Below are 17,250 nucleotides of genomic sequence, written 5' to 3' on the forward strand. Positions count from 1 at the left end.
ATGGCAGTAGATTTTAAAAAGATTCAAGCAGCAGCTGAAGGTTATGCAGAAGATATGAACAAATTCCTTAGAGATTTAGTAAACCTATACGGCGAAAGTTGTGAAGAAGGTCCTAGAGCTAAGAGAATTAAGGAAGAAATGGAAAAATTAGGCTTTACTAAAGCTTGGATCGATGGACAAGGTAATGTATTAGGAGAAATGGGAACAGGAAAAAGCCTTATAGCTTTTGATGCTCATATAGATACAGTTGGAATTGGTAACAGAGATAACTGGAAATTTGATCCAGTTGAAGGATACGAAAACGAAACTGAAATTGGTGGTAGAGGAACTTCTGACCAATTAGGTGGAATAGTATCAGCTGTTTACGGTGCTAAAATAATGAAAGATTTAGATATGCTTTCAGATGAATATACAGCATTGGTAACAGGAACAGTTCAAGAAGAAGACTGTGATGGTAACTGCTGGTTATATATGATAGAACAAGAAAATATCAAACCAGAATTTGTAGTTTCTACTGAACCAACTGACGGTGGAATCTATAGAGGTCAAAGAGGAAGAATGGAAATAAGAGTAGACGTTGAAGGAGTTTCAAGTCATGGTTCAGCTCCAGAAAGAGGAGACAATGCTATTTATAAAATGGCTGACATTCTTAAAGAAATCGAACAACTTAATGAAAACCCAGCTGATGACAGCGTAGAAATAAAAGGTTTAGTTAAGATGTTAGATGAAAAATACAATCCAGAATGGAAAGAAGCTAACTTCTTAGGAAGAGGAACTGTAACTACTTCTCAAATATTCTATACTTCACCATCAAGATGTGCAGTAGCTGACTCATGTTCAATCTCATTAGATAGAAGAATGACAGCTGGAGAAACTTGGGAATCTTGTATTAAAGAAATAGAAGATCTTCCATCAGCTAAAAAACATGGTGCTAAGGTTACAATGTATAAATACAGTAGACCTTCATGGACAGGCTTATCATATGAGCAAGAATGTTATTTCCCAACTTGGGTAATTCCAGAAGATCATAAAGTGACTAAAGCATTAGAAGAAGTTCATAAAGGACTTTATGGAGATAAGAGAATTGCTCCACCTAAAGCTGAAAAAGAAATAGAAAAAAGAGCAGCTAGACCATTAACAGACAAATGGACATTCTCTACAAATGGTGTTGCTACAATGGGTAGACATAATATTCCAACAATTGGTTTTGGACCAGGTGCAGAAGACCAAGCTCATGCTCCAAATGAAATTACTTGGAAACAAGACTTAGTAACATGTGCAGCAGTTTATGCAGCATTACCAACTATTTATGTAGAAAACCATAGATAATAAGAACTTATTAAAATTAAAAAAACTGAATATATCCTAAGGGGGATATATTCAGTTTAGTTTTTCAGGAGGAAATATGGGAAATAGAGTAGTATTAGCATTAGGAGGAAATGCGTTAGGTGATGATTTAGCAAGCCAAATGGAAGCTGTTAAACAAACATCTAAGGCTATTGCAGACTTAATAGAAGCAGGTAACGAAGTAGTTATTGCTCATGGAAACGGGCCTCAAGTTGGAATGATAAATAACGCTTTCACAGAGTATGGAAAAATAGATCCTAAATATCCATATATGCCTTTATCTATGTGTGTTGCAATGAGTCAAGCATATATTGGATACGATTTACAGAATGCTTTAAGAGAGGAATTGCGTAATAGGGGAATTAAAAAAACTGTTACATCTGTAATTACTCAAGTAGTAGTAGATGAAAAAGATCCGGCTTTCCAAAATCCAACAAAACCAATTGGTCCTTTTATGAATGAAGTTGAAGCAGAAGAAGCAACAAAAAGAGGTATGGTCGTAAAAGAGGATTCAGGTAGAGGATATAGAAGAGTAGTAGCTTCTCCAAAGCCAGTAAGAATTGTTGAAATCGATACAATTAAAGCTATATTAGATGCAGGTCAGGTAGTAATAGCTTGTGGCGGTGGTGGAATTCCAGTTGTAGAAGAAGGAAACCATTTAAGAGGCGTTGGAGCCGTTATAGATAAAGATTTTGCAAGTTGTGTTATGGCTAAGCAAGTTGATGCTGACAATTTTATAGTTTTAACTGCTGTTGAAAAAGTTGCTATTAAATTTGGTACTCCAGAACAAGAATGGTTATCTTCAATGAATATAGAAGAAGCTAATGTTCATATAGGAAATAATGAATTTGCTCCTGGATCAATGTTACCAAAAGTTGAAGCAGCAATGGAATTTGCTGAATCAAAAGAAGGAAGAAAATCATTAATAACATCATTGGAAAAAGCACAAGAAGGTCTTGAAGGAAAGACTGGAACATGGATAACTGCAAAATAAGCAGAAATATAGGGGGTAGAAAATGAGTGAATTTATGAGACCTATACCTTTCAAAGAATTAATGGAATGGTGTAGAAATGAATATAAAAGTCAAAATACAATTTTTGGTATACACAAAGATAAATTTTATAGAAATGAAAAAGGAACATATATTACAACAGTATTAGGAGATAAAATGGGTTCAGCTGTTGGTCCAGCTGCAGGTCCACAATCTCAATTAGCACAAAATATAATAGCTTCTTATTTAACAGGTGCTAGATTTATGGAAATAAAAACTGTTCAAATTATGGATGGTGAAGAAATACAAAACGCTGTTGCAAGACCATGTATATTTGCTGAAGACGAATGTTATAACTGTGAGTGGTCAACTGAGTTAACTGTACAACAAGCTTTTGAAGAATATACAAAAGCATATTTTGCAATTCAAGTTTTAGCTAAAGAATTAGGCTTAGCAGACTATAAGGATTTTGCTTATAATATGTCAGTTGGTTATGACTTAGCAGGTATAAAGTCAGAAAAAGTAGATAACTACATAGAAGGGTTAAAGGATGCTTCTAATACTCCTATATTTAAAGAATGTAAAGAATATTTGAGTGATAATTTAAACAACTATATAAAATTTGGTTCTAGTGATTTAGAAGCTATTTCACCAAATATTTGTCAATCCATAACATTATCAACTTTACATGGATGTCCAGCAGATGAAATAGAAAAAATTTCTCATTACTTATTAACTGAAAAGAAATTAAATACATTTGTTAAATGTAACCCTACAATGTTAGGTTATGATTATGTTAGAAAAACATTAGATAGCATGGGATTTGACTACATTTCATTTACAGACCATCACTTTAAAAATGACTTACAATATGATGATGCAATAGAAATGTTCAAAAGACTAACTGAAACTTCTAAAAAAGAAGGATTGGCTTTCGGATTAAAGATAACTAATACCTGTCCAGTTGATACAAAGAGAAATGAACTTCCATCTGAAGAAATGTATATGTCAGGTAGATCATTATATCCATTATCAATTAGTTTAGCAGCAAAATTATCCAATGAATTTAAAGGTCAATTACCAATAGCTTACTCTGGTGGAGCTGACGGTTTAAATATTAGAGACTTATTTAAAACAGGTATTCAACCAATAACAGTTGCTACAACTATATTAAAACCAGGTGGATACAATAGATTCAAACAATTAGCAGAAGAAACTGAAGATTTATTAACACCTGAATATAAGGGAATAGATTACCAAGCATTAAATAAATATGCTGAAGAAGTTAAGTCTAATCCTGTTAACAATAAATTATATAGAGAAAAGGTAGCTTCAAGAAAGACTGACAAAGAATTAGGTCTTACAGATTGTTATCAAGCTCCATGTAAAGATGGCGGTTGTCCAATTAATCAACAAATACCTGAATATTTAAAATTAGTTGCAGAAGGTAGATATGAAGATGCTATTAAAGTTATTGCTAATGACAACACTGCACCTACAATATTAGGTCAAATTTGTAGTCACCACTGTCAAGAATATTGTACAAGAGTTGACTATGAAAAAACTCTACAAATAAGAGATATGAAATTAATAGCAGCTGATAATGCTCAAGAAAAATTAATTAGTGAAATAAAACCATCAGACATAAAGTCCAACAGTAAAGTAGCTGTTATAGGTGCTGGTCCATCAGGAGTTGCTGCTGCTTCATACTTAAGAAGAAATGGTATGAATGTTGTAGTATTTGAAAAATTAGCTAAACCTTATGGTATTGTTAGTCATGTTATTCCTAGATTTAGAATTTCTGATGAACAAATAAACAGGGACTTTAAAATAGCAGAAGCTCAAGGTGTTGAATTTAGATTTAATACAGAAGTAACTGACAGCTATGAAGAATTAAAGAAAGAATATGATTATATTGTAGTAGCTACAGGTGCTTGGAAAAACGGTGCTGCTCCTGTTAAGGAAGGTGCTGAAAACACAATAGACGCTTTAGATTTCTTATGGAAAATGAGAATGGAAGGCGGAATGGACTTAGGTAAAAAAGTAGCAGTAGTTGGAGCTGGAGACGTTGCAATGGACTGTTCAAGATTATCTAAGAGACAATTAGGAGTGGAAGAGGTTACTTTAGTATATAGAAGAACAGAAAGCTATATGCCAGCTACTCAAGAAGAAGTGGAAGATGTTAAAGCTGACAATATTACTATATTAGAATTAACTGCTCCTGTAAGTTATGATGGAAAAGTTTTAAAATGTGAAAAAATGAAACTAGGTGACTGGGATGCATCAGGAAGAAAATCTGTAGAAGGAACTGGTGAATTTATTGAACTAGAAGTCGATACAGTTATAGGTGCAACAGGAGCTAAGGTTGATACATCTGCATTTGAAGCTAACGGATTAAACTTAGATGAAAGAGGAAGAGTTAAAGTTCTTGAGTCTAGAGAATCAAGTGTTGAAAATGTATATGTTATTGGAGACTGTAAAGCAGGTGCTTCTACAATAGTTAAAGGTATGGCTGATGCTAAATTTGCAGCTATGGATATTTTAGCTAAAGAAGGATTAGGAAATGACTTTACACAATTCGACTTCCCTGAGTATGATGAAGTAATTTATGAAAGAAGAGGAGTTCTTCAAAGACCATTAGAAGGAAAAGAAGAAGGATTACGTTGCTTAAAATGTGATCAAATTTGTGAAATTTGTACAGAAGTTTGTCCTAATAGAGCAAATGTTGCAATAGAAATAGAAGGATTTAAAACTCCACATCAAATAGTTCATATTGATGGTATGTGTAACGAATGTGGTAACTGTGCAGTATTCTGTCCAACAGCAGGTAAACCATATAAGGATAAAATTACTGTTTTCTGGACTGAAGAAGATTTCATAGACTCAACAAATGTTGGTTTCTTAAGAATTAACGAAGATACATTTAAAGTTAGATTAGAAAATGGAAATATAATTGAACATAAATTAGGTGATGGACAATTATCTTATACATTAACTAGATTCTTAGAAACATTATTAGAAGATTACGAGTACTACTGGGCTCCAACAGGAGTAGCTAAATAGATAATAAAATAAAGGATAATGAGTTAGTTCATTATCCTTTACTTTAAATAAAGCATTTGAAAAGGAGATTACAAATGATTATAGGAAATGGTGTTCTTATTACTAACGATGCTGATAACAATTTTTATGATTGTGGAGCGGTTTTAGTAAAAGATAATGTTATTGAAGATATTGGTACATTCGAAGACATTAAAGCTAAATATCCAAATGAAGAAATAGTAGATGTAGAAGGCAAAATAATAATGCCTGGTATGATATGTGCACATTCACATATATACAGTGCATATGGTAGAGGAATGTCAACAAGTCAACCAATTACTGATTTTTATACTGTATTAGAAAATCAATGGTGGAGACTAGACAAATTATTAACTACAGAAGATGTTAAATTAAACGCTTTAACAACTTATATTGAATCTATTAGAAATGGTGTTACAACTTTAATAGACCATCATGCTGGTCCTAATTCAGTTGAAGGTTCCTTATTTACAATAAGAGAAGCTGCATTAGAAACAGGAATGAGAACCTCTTTATGTTATGAAGTAACTGATAGAGATGGAATTGAAATAGCTGAAAAGGGAATAAAAGAAAACGTTGACTTCATCAAAGCTTGTCAAGAAGATGATAAAGGCGACATGATAAAAGCTTTATTTGGTATTCATGCATCCTTTACAGTATCAGATGATACTTTATACAAATCAAGAGAAGCTATGGAAGGCGTTTATGATGGTTACCATGTTCACGTAGCAGAAGGAATTGAAGACCAATACGAATGTTTAGAAAAACATGGTAAAAGAGTTGTAAATAGACTTCATGACTTTGATATGTTAGGACCTAATACATTAGCAGTTCACTGCGCGCATGTAAGCCAAGCGGAAATGGATATTTTAAAACATACTAATACAAAGGTTGTTACAAATCCAGAATCAAATATGAATAATGCTATTGGTGCACCTCCAACTATTAAAATGATGGAAGAAGGCATAGTAGTAGGATTAGGTACAGATGCATATACTAATGATATGTTTGAATCATTAAAGGTTGCTAATATCTTACAATCACATAATGTTTGTAAACCAAGTGTTGGATTTATGCCTGCTATAGAAGCACAATTTAAAAACAACCCTATAATATTAGCTCAATATTATAACAAACCAGTTGGTAAATTAGAAAAAGGAGCTTATGCAGATTTAATTACCTTAGATTATTTCCCACATACTCCAATTAATGCTAATAACTGGTATGGCCATTCAGTATTTGGATTTACAGGAAGACTTGTAATAGATAATATGATCAATGGTAAATTCGTAATGAAAAACAGAGAAATACAAAATGTAGATGTAGATGCAATTCATGCAAAATCAGCTGAAAGAGCTGCTGAAGTTTGGAAATTTATGTAACAAAATAATATAAGGTTAGAAATAGCTTTATTTCTAACCTTATAAACAGGATTTTTAATTTTAATTTTTTAATTTAATATTTTACATTATAATTACATATATTTAAATTGTCTTTATAGTTTTATATCGATTTATTAAAATTACTAAATGTAATTATGTAATAAATAGGAGGATAAAAGTGGATAAAGGAAAAAAACACAAAAGTGAATCGCTATTTGTAATGGATAGTAATCCTAGTTTTGGTAAATGTTTACCAATCTCATTACAACATTTTCTAGCGATGATAGTAGGTAATACATTACCTTCAATAGTATTAGCAGGCACATTAGCTGCAGAACATGGTTTTACACCAGAACAAAAAGTAGATTTAATACAAGCAGGTATGTTTATAGCTGCAATAGCAACTTTCTTACAATTAATACCAGTACTTACTGTAGGAGCTAAATTACCGTTGATTATAGGGGTTTCTTTCTCATATATACCTGTTCTTAATGACATAGGTAGAGTTTATGGAATAGAGGCTGTAATGGGGGCACAGTTAATAGGTGCTATAGCTGCCTTTATAGTAGGTATGTTAATAGGAAAAATTAGAAAGTATTTCCCACCAATAGTTTCAGGTACAGTTGTACTTACAATTGGACTCTCCCTATATTCTGTCGCACTTAATTACATGGCCGGCGGAAATAATGTTGGTAGAACACCGGGAGCACAAGATGCACCACCTTTTGGTAACTGGAGATTCTGGGTTGTAGCACTAGTAACTTTAGCAGTTGTATTAATTTGTAATATGTTTGCTAAAGGGTATTTAAAATTAGCTGCAATTTTAGTAGGTATAGTAGTAGGTTATATTGTTGCCCTATGTTTTGATATGTTCTTACCTCCAATGGTTAATAAGGCAGGGGAAGTAATAAAAATGATTAACTTCGATACCCTATCAACGTCTAGGTGGCTCGATTTTCCGAAAATCATGCCATATAAATTAAAATTCCCACCAGCTGCAGTTGCTACAATGGTAGTAATGTTTATAGTAAATGCTGTACAAGCAGTTGGAGATATTTCCTCAACTACAGTAGGTGGTTTAGACAGGGAAGCTACAGATAAAGAAATTTCAGGTGGAATTAAAGCTAATGCTGTTTCATCTGCGATTGGTTCATTAATAGGGGCATTACCTCCAGCAACTTACAGTCAAAACGTTGGTATAGTTGCAATGACTAAGGTAGTTAGTTTAAAGGTATTTAAAATAACAGCAGGACTTATTTTAGTAGCAGCATTTATACCTAAATTTGGAGCTATAATGCTTACAGTACCACAAGCGGTAATTGGTGGAGCTACAGTTTCTGTATTTGCTCAAATTACAATGAGTGGTATGAAGCTAATAACATCTGAGGAATTATCTATAAGAAATTCCACAATAGTTGGACTTGGTGTTGCACTAGGTATGGGAGTTACACAAATTAGTAAAGCAGCTTTCTCTACATTCCCAAGCTGGTTTACAATGATATTTGTTTCTTCTCCAGTAATATTAGCTACAATAATAGTATTCTTCTTAAACTTAGTTTTACCTCAAAAATCATTAGCTGAGGAACAAGCTGAAAGGGAAGAAATGGAAAAATAGGACATAAGAAAAGCCGACAATAGTTGGCTTTTTTTTATGTTTAAATTGGTGATATAATATTATTGTAAAGAAAGAAAGGTGATTAAATGAGTTTACTAATTAAAAATATTAAAGTATGTAATGGTAAAGATGAATTTATTTCAGATGTATATATTGAAGAAGAAAAAATAAAAGAAATAGGCAATAATTTAAATATAAAAGCTGATGAAATTATAGATGGTACTAATAAATTATTGTTACCTGGTGGAATAGATGTCCATACTCATTTTGATTTAGATTTAGGAGAGTTTGTTGCTGTTGATGATTGGGAAATAGGACCAAAAGCAGCTGCTTTTGGAGGTACAACAACTGTTGTTGACCATATAGGCTTTCTAGAAAGAGGCTCGTCATTACAAGCAATGGTAGATAGGTATTTTGAAATTTCAGAAGGTAAACCAATAATAGATTATAGTTTTCATGGTGTAATGCAAGAAACAACAGATGAAATGGTCGATGAAGTTGAAAAGCTTTTTAATGAAGGAATAGTAAGTGTAAAACTATATACAACATATGGTGGAAAATTAGAAGATGACCAAATATTAAAGGTTTTACAAAAGGCGAAGGAAACAGGAACTGTAATTTGTGTACATTGTGAAAATGATGGTTCAATAAAACTACTAAGGGAAGAATCTGAAAGAGAGGGTCATTTTGATCCTATTTATCATGCTAAAACAAGACCGAATGTAACAGAGGCCGAAGCGATTTCACGTCTTGCCTATTTGTCTAAAATAGCAGGAGACCCTAAATTATACATTGTTCATACTTCTACAGCAGAAGGTTTGGAAGAAATAAAAAAAGCTAGAAGATATGGATTGAAAAATATTTTTTGTGAAACCTGTACTCAGTATTTAACATTAACAGAAGAAAAATACAAAGATCCTATTGAAGGTTTAAAATATATAATGGCACCTCCTTTAAGAACAAATAAAGATGTTGAGGCCTTATGGGAAGGTATAGCCAATGGTGATGTAGATGTTATAGCAACGGACCATTGTCCTTTTATGTTTAAGGAGCATAAATTAAAATATAAGGAGGATTTTAAAAAGGTACCGGGAGGAGCACCTGGTGTTGAAGAAAGAATGGAAATTGTTTTAACAGAGGGACAAAAAAGAAAGATAAGCCTAAATACTTTAATGGATAAGTTAATTTATAACCCTGCTAAAATATTTGGACTTTATCCTAAAAAAGGTAGTTTAGCAATTGGTTCAGATGCGGACCTAGTAATTTATAATAAAGAAAAATATACAATTTCTCAATCTAATAGACATAGCTCTGTTGACTATACAGGTTACGAAGGATTCGAAGTGGATTTTAAAGTTGACACAGTTATAGTAAGAGGTAAAGTAGTAATACAAAATAATGAAGTTCAAGTAGAAAACGGATATGGTAAATTTATAAAACGTAAGTTTTAAACTTAATATATAAAACCGATAAAAATATAATTAAACCCCTAAATCCAAGGTAGGATTTGGGGGTTTACTATGTCAAAACCATGTGCTAGAAGAAAAATAAAAGTAGTAGGTAAAATTACCAATAATATAATTTTAAATTGATAGCTTAAAATTATAAAAATGAAAACAAATAATTGATACTGTTTAAATTATTTAATAAAAAATGTTGGAATTTACAAGGCGAATAAAGATAGAAGAGGGAGAGAGATATTAAAGAATAATTAAATAGATTTTAAATTTAAGTTAAATCCATTTAATTATCATTTTCAAAAGTTGAAAATTCTATTTTATAATAATCCCATTTTTTATAAGTTTCAACATATTCAACAACTTTTTTATTTAATTTTAGCCTGGTAGTTTTTATTTGAAATACAGTTGGTTCATTTACATCCATTTTTAAAATTTCTGCAATATTTTCAGGTGTTGGAAATTTTACTTCGTTTGTTTCCACCGATAGTTGATCGTTCATAGGAATGTTAAAATCCGTTTTAAAACGTTGATAAATGGAGTTATAATATGAAAGATCCTTGTAGTTTTCATTTATATATTCTGTTGGTATATATGAAGTATGAAAAATATAGGGTTTATTGTCTGCAGTCCTAACTCTTGTAATCTTATAATAGGATTCATCTTTTGAAAGTTCCAATTTTTTTAGAATTTTTTCATCGTGACATTTTTCTATATTTAAAACCTCTACTTTATCCTTTTCTAATGGAAATAATTCTATATCGGAAAATTCAACTAATTTTCTTTTTCTTGAACGATAAACAAAAGTTCCTACTCCTTGTTTTCTAACTAAGTAGCCTTCATTTGTTAATTCTCTTACTGCTCTTATTACGGTAATTGAACTGACATTATATAGTTTCATTAAATCGGCTTCACTATAGAAACGATCACCATTTTGAAATTTCCCCGATTGAATTTGAAGCTGTAAATCGCTTTTTATCTGTTGATATTTTGGTATTCGAGCCATAATATCCTCCTTTTAATAATTAAATAGTTTTTTATATTTATTAAGATTCTTTAATAATTTTTAATTTTTTTAAGCATTGTAAATTAGTTTAACATTGTAATTAATAATTTTCAAATGCATTAAGGTAAATTAAACGATGTGGATAATTGTATATTAATAATAAAATTGAATAAATTCTTACTTATTATATTAATATATCATATGTATTATTTTATCACGAAATATACATAAAAATAAACAATTGTTACTATTTCTTAACTTGATATAACAATAACTATTAAAAACTTATAAATGTGTTGACAACTAGGTTATGCTAGGTTATTATATTAATATACTAAGTAGAACATTTAAGAGTAGAAGAATAAGAAGAGGAGATAATATGACTACTTTCGAAATTAAAGAAAATTTTTTGTTAGACGGAAAACCTTTTAGAATACTATCAGGTGCAATTCACTACTTTAGAATTCATCCTTCAGACTGGTATCATTCACTACATAATTTAAAAGCTTTGGGTTTTAACACTGTGGAAACCTATGTTCCTTGGAACGCACATGAGCCAAAAGAAGGAGAGTTTGACTTTAATGGTATTTTGGATTTAAAAGCATTTATTGAAACGGCAGGAAAAATGGATTTAAAGGTGATAGTAAGACCTTCACCATATATATGTGCAGAATGGGAATTTGGAGGATTACCACCTTGGTTATTAAACAAGGATTGTAGAATTAGATCCTCAGATCCTAAATTTATTGAATATGTTGAAAAGTATTATAGTGTTTTATTTAAAATATTAACTCCTTTGCAAATTACTAATAATGGTCCTATTATTATGATGCAAGTAGAAAATGAATATGGCTCCTACGGAGAAGACAAAGAATATTTAGAACAAATATATAAATTAATGGAAAAATTTGGAGTAAATATTCCCTTAGTAACATCTGATGGTTCTTGGTTGGCAACTTTGAGAGCTGGAAGTATGATAGAGCACAATATTTTACCAACTGGAAATTTTGGCTCAAAAGGTACTTTGAACTTTAAAGCACTTAAAGAATTCCATAATGACTATGGGAAAAATTGGCCATTGATGTGTATGGAATTTTGGGATGGTTGGTTTAACAGATGGGGAGAACCTATTGTTAAAAGAGAGACTGAAGAACTTGTTGATGCTATAGAAGAGGTTTTAAATTTAGGAAGTATAAATTTATATATGTTTCATGGTGGAACCAACTTTGGTTTTATGAATGGATGTTCTGCTAGAGGAACAAAGGATTTACCACAAATTACATCATATGATTATGGAGCTCCTTTAAATGAACAAGGAAATCCTACAGAAAAATATTATGCTATACAAAAACTAATACATAGAAAGTACCCGGATATTAAACAGGGACAACCATTAATAAAAAGAAGTATGGCAGTTAATAATATACCTTTACATAAAAAAGTAGGACTATTTGAAGTTATAGATGATATAAGTCAAAAAGTTACTACAAAATACCCGCTGAATATGGAAAAACTAGATCAGTATTATGGTTATATGCTGTATAGAACTATTGTAAAAAAAGATTCAGATGAAGAAAAATTTAGGGTAATTGACGCTAGAGATAGGGCACAGGTATATTTAAATGAAGAACATTTAGTAACCCAATATCAAGAAGAAATAGGAGACTATATAGAGGCTTCTATAGAAGAAGATAGTAACCAATTAGATATACTTATAGAGAATATGGGTAGGGTGAATTATGGTCATAAATTATTAGCAGACACTCAGAGAAAAGGAATTAGAACAGGAGTAATGTCTGATTTACATTTTATACTTAACTGGGAACAGTTTATAATTGACTTTAATCTTGTTGATAAAATTGATTTTTCTAAAAAATGGAAAAAAAATACACCAGCTTTTTATAAGTATAAGTTAGATCTTTCTAATCCTGAGGACAGTTATATTGACACTAGTAAATTCGGAAAAGGTATAGTACTGGTAAATGGAAACAATATTGGCAGATTTTGGAACAGAGGACCTATGGATACTTTATATATACCGAAAGGATTTTTCAAAAAAGGTATCAACGAAATAGTGATTTTTGAAACTGAAGGAATTTTTGCAGAAGAAATTAATTTAGTAGATAAACCGCTATTCACAAATTTAGACGACAATTGCAATAGTGATAAATAAAGAAAAGGAGGAGAAATATGAGCATTGTTGGTGTAAGAATAGATGGACGTTTAATCCATGGACAAGTTGCAAATCTTTGGGCAACAAAACTAAATATAAGTCGATTTATGGTTGTTGATAATGAAGTGGCGCAAAACGATATAGAAAAAAGTGGCTTGAAATTAGCAACTCCCTCAGGTGTAAAATTAAGTGTTTTACCTGTTGAAAAAGCTGCAAACAATATTTTAGCAGGAAAATATGATTCTCAACGTTTGTTTATAATAACTAAAAAACCTAATTACATATTAAAATTAATTGAGTTAGGTGTCCCAATAGAAGAAATAAATGTTGGGAATATGTCACAGAGTAAAGACACAAAGGCTGTTACAAAATCAATAAATGTTGAGGAAAAGGATATTGAAGATTTTAAGGCGATTAATGATTTAGGAGTGAAAATAATATCTCAAATGGTTCCTGGTGATAAAGAAGAGGACTTTATGTCCCTACTTAAAAAAGTTAAATAGGAGGATAAAATGAGTATAGCTTGGTGGCAAATTTTAATTTTAACTTTATATTCAGGTTGGCAAATCTTAGATGAGCTTGGTATATGGACTTCTATAAGTCAACCTGTATGGGCAGGATTAATTACTGGACTTGTTATGGGAGATGTTGGAGCTGGTCTATTTATTGGTGGTAGTATGCAATTAACTGTACTAGGTGTTGGTACTTTTGGTGGAGCTTCTAAAATTGATGCTAACTCCGGAACTATTTTAGCAACAGCTTTCTCTGTTGGTATAGGTATGAATCCGGAACAAGCAATTGCTGCAATAGCTGTTCCAGTAGCAAGTTTGATGATTCAAACAGATATTTTAGGACGTTTCTGTAATACTTTTTTTGCACATAGAATAGACAACAGAATTGAAAAGATGGATTATAAGGGTATTGAAAGAAATTTCTTATTCGGTATACTTCCTTGGTTCCTATCTAGAGCATTGCCGGTATTTTTAGCTTTAGCTTTTGGTGGAGGAATGGTTGAAAAGATAGTTGCTGTTTTAAATGGTAACTTAAAATGGTTAGGAGATGGATTATCTGTAGCGGGAGCAGTATTACCTGCTGTAGGGTTTGCTATTTTACTTAGATATTTACCTGTTAAAAAACATTTACCTTATTTAATTTTAGGTTTTGTAATTACTGCATTGCTAACAACAGTATTCTCCGGATTACAATTATTAGGCACTGGTGTTGCAGAAGTAGTAGAAAACTTTACAGGAAATTTCAATGCTTTACCAATGTTAGCAATAGCCTTAATAGGGTTTGCCTTTGCAATGTTACAATACAAGAAGGATATAGAGCTACCTAAAGTAATAGAGAAAAAGGAAAGTTCAAATGAAGGAGAGGTAGAAGATGACGAACTCTAATAATAAACTAACTAAAAAAGATTTTAAACAGATTAATATTAGAAACTTATTTGCCATTCAATGGGGTTGGAATTACGAAAGAATGCAAGGTTCAGGATATCTTTACACTATTCTTCCTCAGTTAAGAAAAATTTATGGTGACGATACTCCAGAACTTAAAGAAATGATGAAAACCCATTCTCAATTTTTCAATACTAGTAATTTTGTAAATACTTTAATAACAGGTATTAACCTAGCTATTGAGGAAAAAGAGGGTATTAAGGCAAAAGAGACTGTTCAAGGACTTAAAGTAGGGCTTATGGGGCCAATGGCAGCAATTGGAGACTCTTTATTTGGTTCATTAATTCCTACAATATTCGGAGCCTTAGCAGCAGCTATGGCCATAGCAGGCAATCCACTTGGCTGTATAATATGGGCAATAGCACAATTTATTATAGTTATTTTTAGATGGAAGCAATTAGAATTTGCTTATAGAGAAGGGGTAACTTTAGTTACTACTATGCAGAACAAGTTAAATGCTTTAACTAATGCAGCAACTTTATTAGGGGTATTTATGGTTGGTGGATTAGTTGCAACTATGGTAAATGTTAATGTTTCATTAGTTCCTCAAATTGGAAACGTAACTATTGATATACAAAATACATTGGATATGATTTTACCAAGAATATTTCCTGCAGCAATAGTATTTTCTATTTATAAGTTACTAGGCAAAAAGAAGATGACTTCAACAAAAGCGATATTTATAGTATTAATAGTATCTGTAGCATTATCTGCTTTTGGAATAATTGGTAAATAGAAAAGGAAAAAATTATGAATCATTTAATATTAATTAGTCATGGTAGGCTTTGCGAAGAATTGAAAAATAGTACTGAGATGATAATGGGTCCTCAAAATAATATACATACAGTATCATTATTAGCTTCTGAAGGAAAAGAAGATTTTTTGAATAAATTTAAAGAAGTTACTAAGGATTTAGACAAATTTACTGTATTGGCTGATTTAATGGGAGGAACACCTTGTAATGTAGTATCTCAGTTGATAATGCAAGGTGAAAAATTTGATATATTTACCGGCATGAATATGCCAATGGTTATAGATTTTATATCCAATGACTTTGAAGTATCACCTGATGATATAAGAAAAAATGCTAAAGACAGTATAAATTATGTAAATGAAATATTAGCAAATTCAAATGATGATGATGAATTAGAATAAAAAATACAAACAGTTAAGAGAAAAATTCAAGATATAGAAATATATCTTGAATTTTTTTGTATAAGAGCATAAATTAAAGGTTAATAGGGTATATCAATAAATAGGAGATGATAAAATGACAACAGGAAAATCTAAATTTAACTGGGAAAATCTTATTATTGGTATTATTTTTATTATTACTTCCCTAATTGCTTTTAGAGATCCAACTGCAAACTTATTGGCAATTGTAATGGTGTTTGGTATCTCTGCTTTGTTTGATGGAGTTTTTCAACTTTTTATTAGAAGAAGAATCAGAAAAGTAACGGGATACAGGTCTACATTTATAACAGTAATAGGAGTGATTAATTTACTTATAGGAATTTTACTGTTATTTAATTTATATGGAAGTGCGGCAGCATTGCCATATGTATTTTCCTTTTGGTTTATAATTAGATCAATAGAAGGCCTATTAAACAGTGGACTGGCAAAAATAGTTAGCAATGGCTATTACTGGTTTAAAGTAATTGTAAATATTCTAGGTATAATTGTAGGTATATTATTATTGAAAAATCCTTTTAGTGCAGTACTAACAATAACATATTTAGTAGGTTTCTATTTTATGCTTTTTGGAATTTTAAATATAATAGAAGCTTTTGCCGAAACAAGGTATTAATATTATTTAGAAATAATAAAAAATCTAAAAAAATTAGTTTATCATATCTAATTTTTTTAGATTTTTATTTCTTTTAAGATAAAATATGTTAATAGTTCTTTTCTATTCTATTTAATAATTGTTTATAGTTAAGATATAGGGCAGTAAATTTACTGTTACTTTTTGGATCCCATGGTTTTGGTCTACCACAAAAATGAAGTATAGATGTGTTTTCCATAACCCACTGAAGATTATGTTTACTTAAGCTTCGTGTAAAATAGGTTAAGTATTTTCTAGTATCATAATTCCAAATTTCTTCAGCTACTTCTTTTATATGTTGGCTATATAAAAAGTTAAGAACATCCTGATCGGGTAATAACAATTGATTTCCATATTTATCGATAGTATCTATAATATCCTTTAATTTAATTAATTCTCGAGTTTTTCTCAAGTCCATTAACATTATACCTGAGTTATAGTATTTATTATCATTCCATAGGCGAATTTTATTAATTTCCGTAGTAATATCAGTCATGCCAGTATGAGTTGAAGCAGCTATCATATAATCGCCTAAATCCGTATTCCATAAATCAATTATAGGATTGATAATTAAAATATCGGGATCAAGATAAAGTATTTTATTTATGTTGTTAGGTATTATTTCTCCTGCCAGCAATCTAAAGTACATCTCTTTAGGATATTGTTTTTTAGTAGGCGCATCCCCTAATAAGTTGTTATCTATTTTTATATCATTTAATTTCCAGTGGAAAAAATCTGTTAGTTTTCTAAGATTATTTATTTTTTCTTCTGGAATCCTCTCATGAATAAGCCAAATATTAAAACTTTCATTTGGATTATTATAGTAAAGAGACGTAAGCATAACTTTTAGTGGATTAAGATAGTTTTCGTCTAATGTCACTAAAATATCGATTTTACTTTCCATGTTATTCACCC

The 17,250-nt window shown here is 30.9% G+C and carries 14 protein-coding genes; 12 read left to right on the plus strand and 2 right to left on the minus strand.

Going from position 1 to position 17,250, the window contains the following annotated elements:
* The 6 genes from JFY71_RS07305 to hydA all read left to right on the plus strand — a co-directional run bounded on the left by JFY71_RS07305 (position 1) and on the right by hydA (position 9,868).
* The gene (locus JFY71_RS07305) at positions 1 to 1,329 is read left to right on the plus strand and encodes a YgeY family selenium metabolism-linked hydrolase (protein ID WP_243660155.1); all 1,329 of its coding nucleotides are present in this window, start codon (positions 1 to 3) and stop codon (positions 1,327 to 1,329) included.
* A gap of 76 nt (positions 1,330 to 1,405) precedes the next feature.
* Positions 1,406 to 2,341, plus strand: coding sequence for a carbamate kinase (gene arcC, locus JFY71_RS07310; RefSeq protein WP_243660156.1), 936 nt, complete (start codon positions 1,406 to 1,408; stop codon positions 2,339 to 2,341).
* 22 nt (positions 2,342 to 2,363) lie between these two features.
* Positions 2,364 to 5,402, plus strand: coding sequence for a putative selenate reductase subunit YgfK (gene ygfK, locus JFY71_RS07315; RefSeq protein WP_243660157.1), 3,039 nt, complete (start codon positions 2,364 to 2,366; stop codon positions 5,400 to 5,402).
* Positions 5,403 to 5,476: 74 nt separating this feature from the next.
* Positions 5,477 to 6,802 carry a putative aminohydrolase SsnA gene (gene ssnA, locus JFY71_RS07320; RefSeq protein WP_243660158.1) on the plus strand — a complete coding sequence of 442 codons (1,326 nt, stop codon included), beginning with the start codon at positions 5,477 to 5,479 and terminating at the stop codon, positions 6,800 to 6,802.
* 220 nt (positions 6,803 to 7,022) lie between these two features.
* Positions 7,023 to 8,417, plus strand: coding sequence for a uracil-xanthine permease family protein (locus JFY71_RS07325; RefSeq protein WP_243662149.1), 1,395 nt, complete (start codon positions 7,023 to 7,025; stop codon positions 8,415 to 8,417).
* Positions 8,418 to 8,503: 86 nt separating this feature from the next.
* Complete coding sequence (gene hydA, locus JFY71_RS07330; RefSeq protein ID WP_243660159.1) at positions 8,504 to 9,868, plus strand: dihydropyrimidinase; 1,365 nt, start codon at positions 8,504 to 8,506, stop codon at positions 9,866 to 9,868.
* 292 nt (positions 9,869 to 10,160) lie between these two features.
* On the opposite strand, the gene JFY71_RS07335 is transcribed toward hydA, so the two are convergent.
* Positions 10,161 to 10,880: a GntR family transcriptional regulator gene (locus JFY71_RS07335; RefSeq protein WP_243660160.1), complete on the minus strand. Its 720-nt coding sequence runs from the start codon at positions 10,878 to 10,880 to the stop codon at positions 10,161 to 10,163.
* A 379-nt stretch (positions 10,881 to 11,259) separates the two neighbouring features.
* On the opposite strand from JFY71_RS07335, the gene JFY71_RS07340 reads away from it, so the two are divergent.
* From JFY71_RS07340 to JFY71_RS07365, 6 genes are all read left to right on the plus strand, one after another.
* Entirely contained in the window at positions 11,260 to 13,053 is a 1,794-nt protein-coding gene (locus JFY71_RS07340; RefSeq protein ID WP_243660161.1) for a glycoside hydrolase family 35 protein, read from the plus strand.
* A 17-nt stretch (positions 13,054 to 13,070) separates the two neighbouring features.
* Positions 13,071 to 13,556: a PTS sugar transporter subunit IIB gene (locus JFY71_RS07345; protein ID WP_243660162.1), complete on the plus strand. Its 486-nt coding sequence runs from the start codon at positions 13,071 to 13,073 to the stop codon at positions 13,554 to 13,556.
* Positions 13,557 to 13,565: 9 nt separating this feature from the next.
* Positions 13,566 to 14,450: a PTS mannose/fructose/sorbose/N-acetylgalactosamine transporter subunit IIC gene (locus JFY71_RS07350; protein ID WP_243660163.1), complete on the plus strand. Its 885-nt coding sequence runs from the start codon at positions 13,566 to 13,568 to the stop codon at positions 14,448 to 14,450.
* Positions 14,437 to 15,246, plus strand: coding sequence for a PTS system mannose/fructose/sorbose family transporter subunit IID (locus JFY71_RS07355; protein WP_243660164.1), 810 nt, complete (start codon positions 14,437 to 14,439; stop codon positions 15,244 to 15,246). Before JFY71_RS07350 ends, JFY71_RS07355 begins: the two co-directional genes overlap by 14 nt.
* 14 nt (positions 15,247 to 15,260) lie before the next feature.
* A complete protein-coding gene (locus JFY71_RS07360) occupies positions 15,261 to 15,665 on the plus strand; it encodes a PTS sugar transporter subunit IIA (protein ID WP_243660165.1) in 405 nt (134 codons plus the stop codon).
* A gap of 115 nt (positions 15,666 to 15,780) precedes the next feature.
* Positions 15,781 to 16,317: an HdeD family acid-resistance protein gene (locus JFY71_RS07365; protein WP_243660166.1), complete on the plus strand. Its 537-nt coding sequence runs from the start codon at positions 15,781 to 15,783 to the stop codon at positions 16,315 to 16,317.
* Positions 16,318 to 16,405: 88 nt separating this feature from the next.
* On the opposite strand, the gene JFY71_RS07370 is transcribed toward JFY71_RS07365, so the two are convergent.
* Positions 16,406 to 17,239, minus strand: coding sequence for a glycosyltransferase family 8 protein (locus JFY71_RS07370; protein ID WP_243660167.1), 834 nt, complete (start codon positions 17,237 to 17,239; stop codon positions 16,406 to 16,408).
* Positions 17,240 to 17,250 lie beyond the last annotated feature (11 nt).

This window comes from Miniphocaeibacter halophilus (genome assembly GCF_016458825.1).
GTDB lineage: Bacteria > Bacillota > Clostridia > Tissierellales > Peptoniphilaceae > Miniphocaeibacter > Miniphocaeibacter halophilus.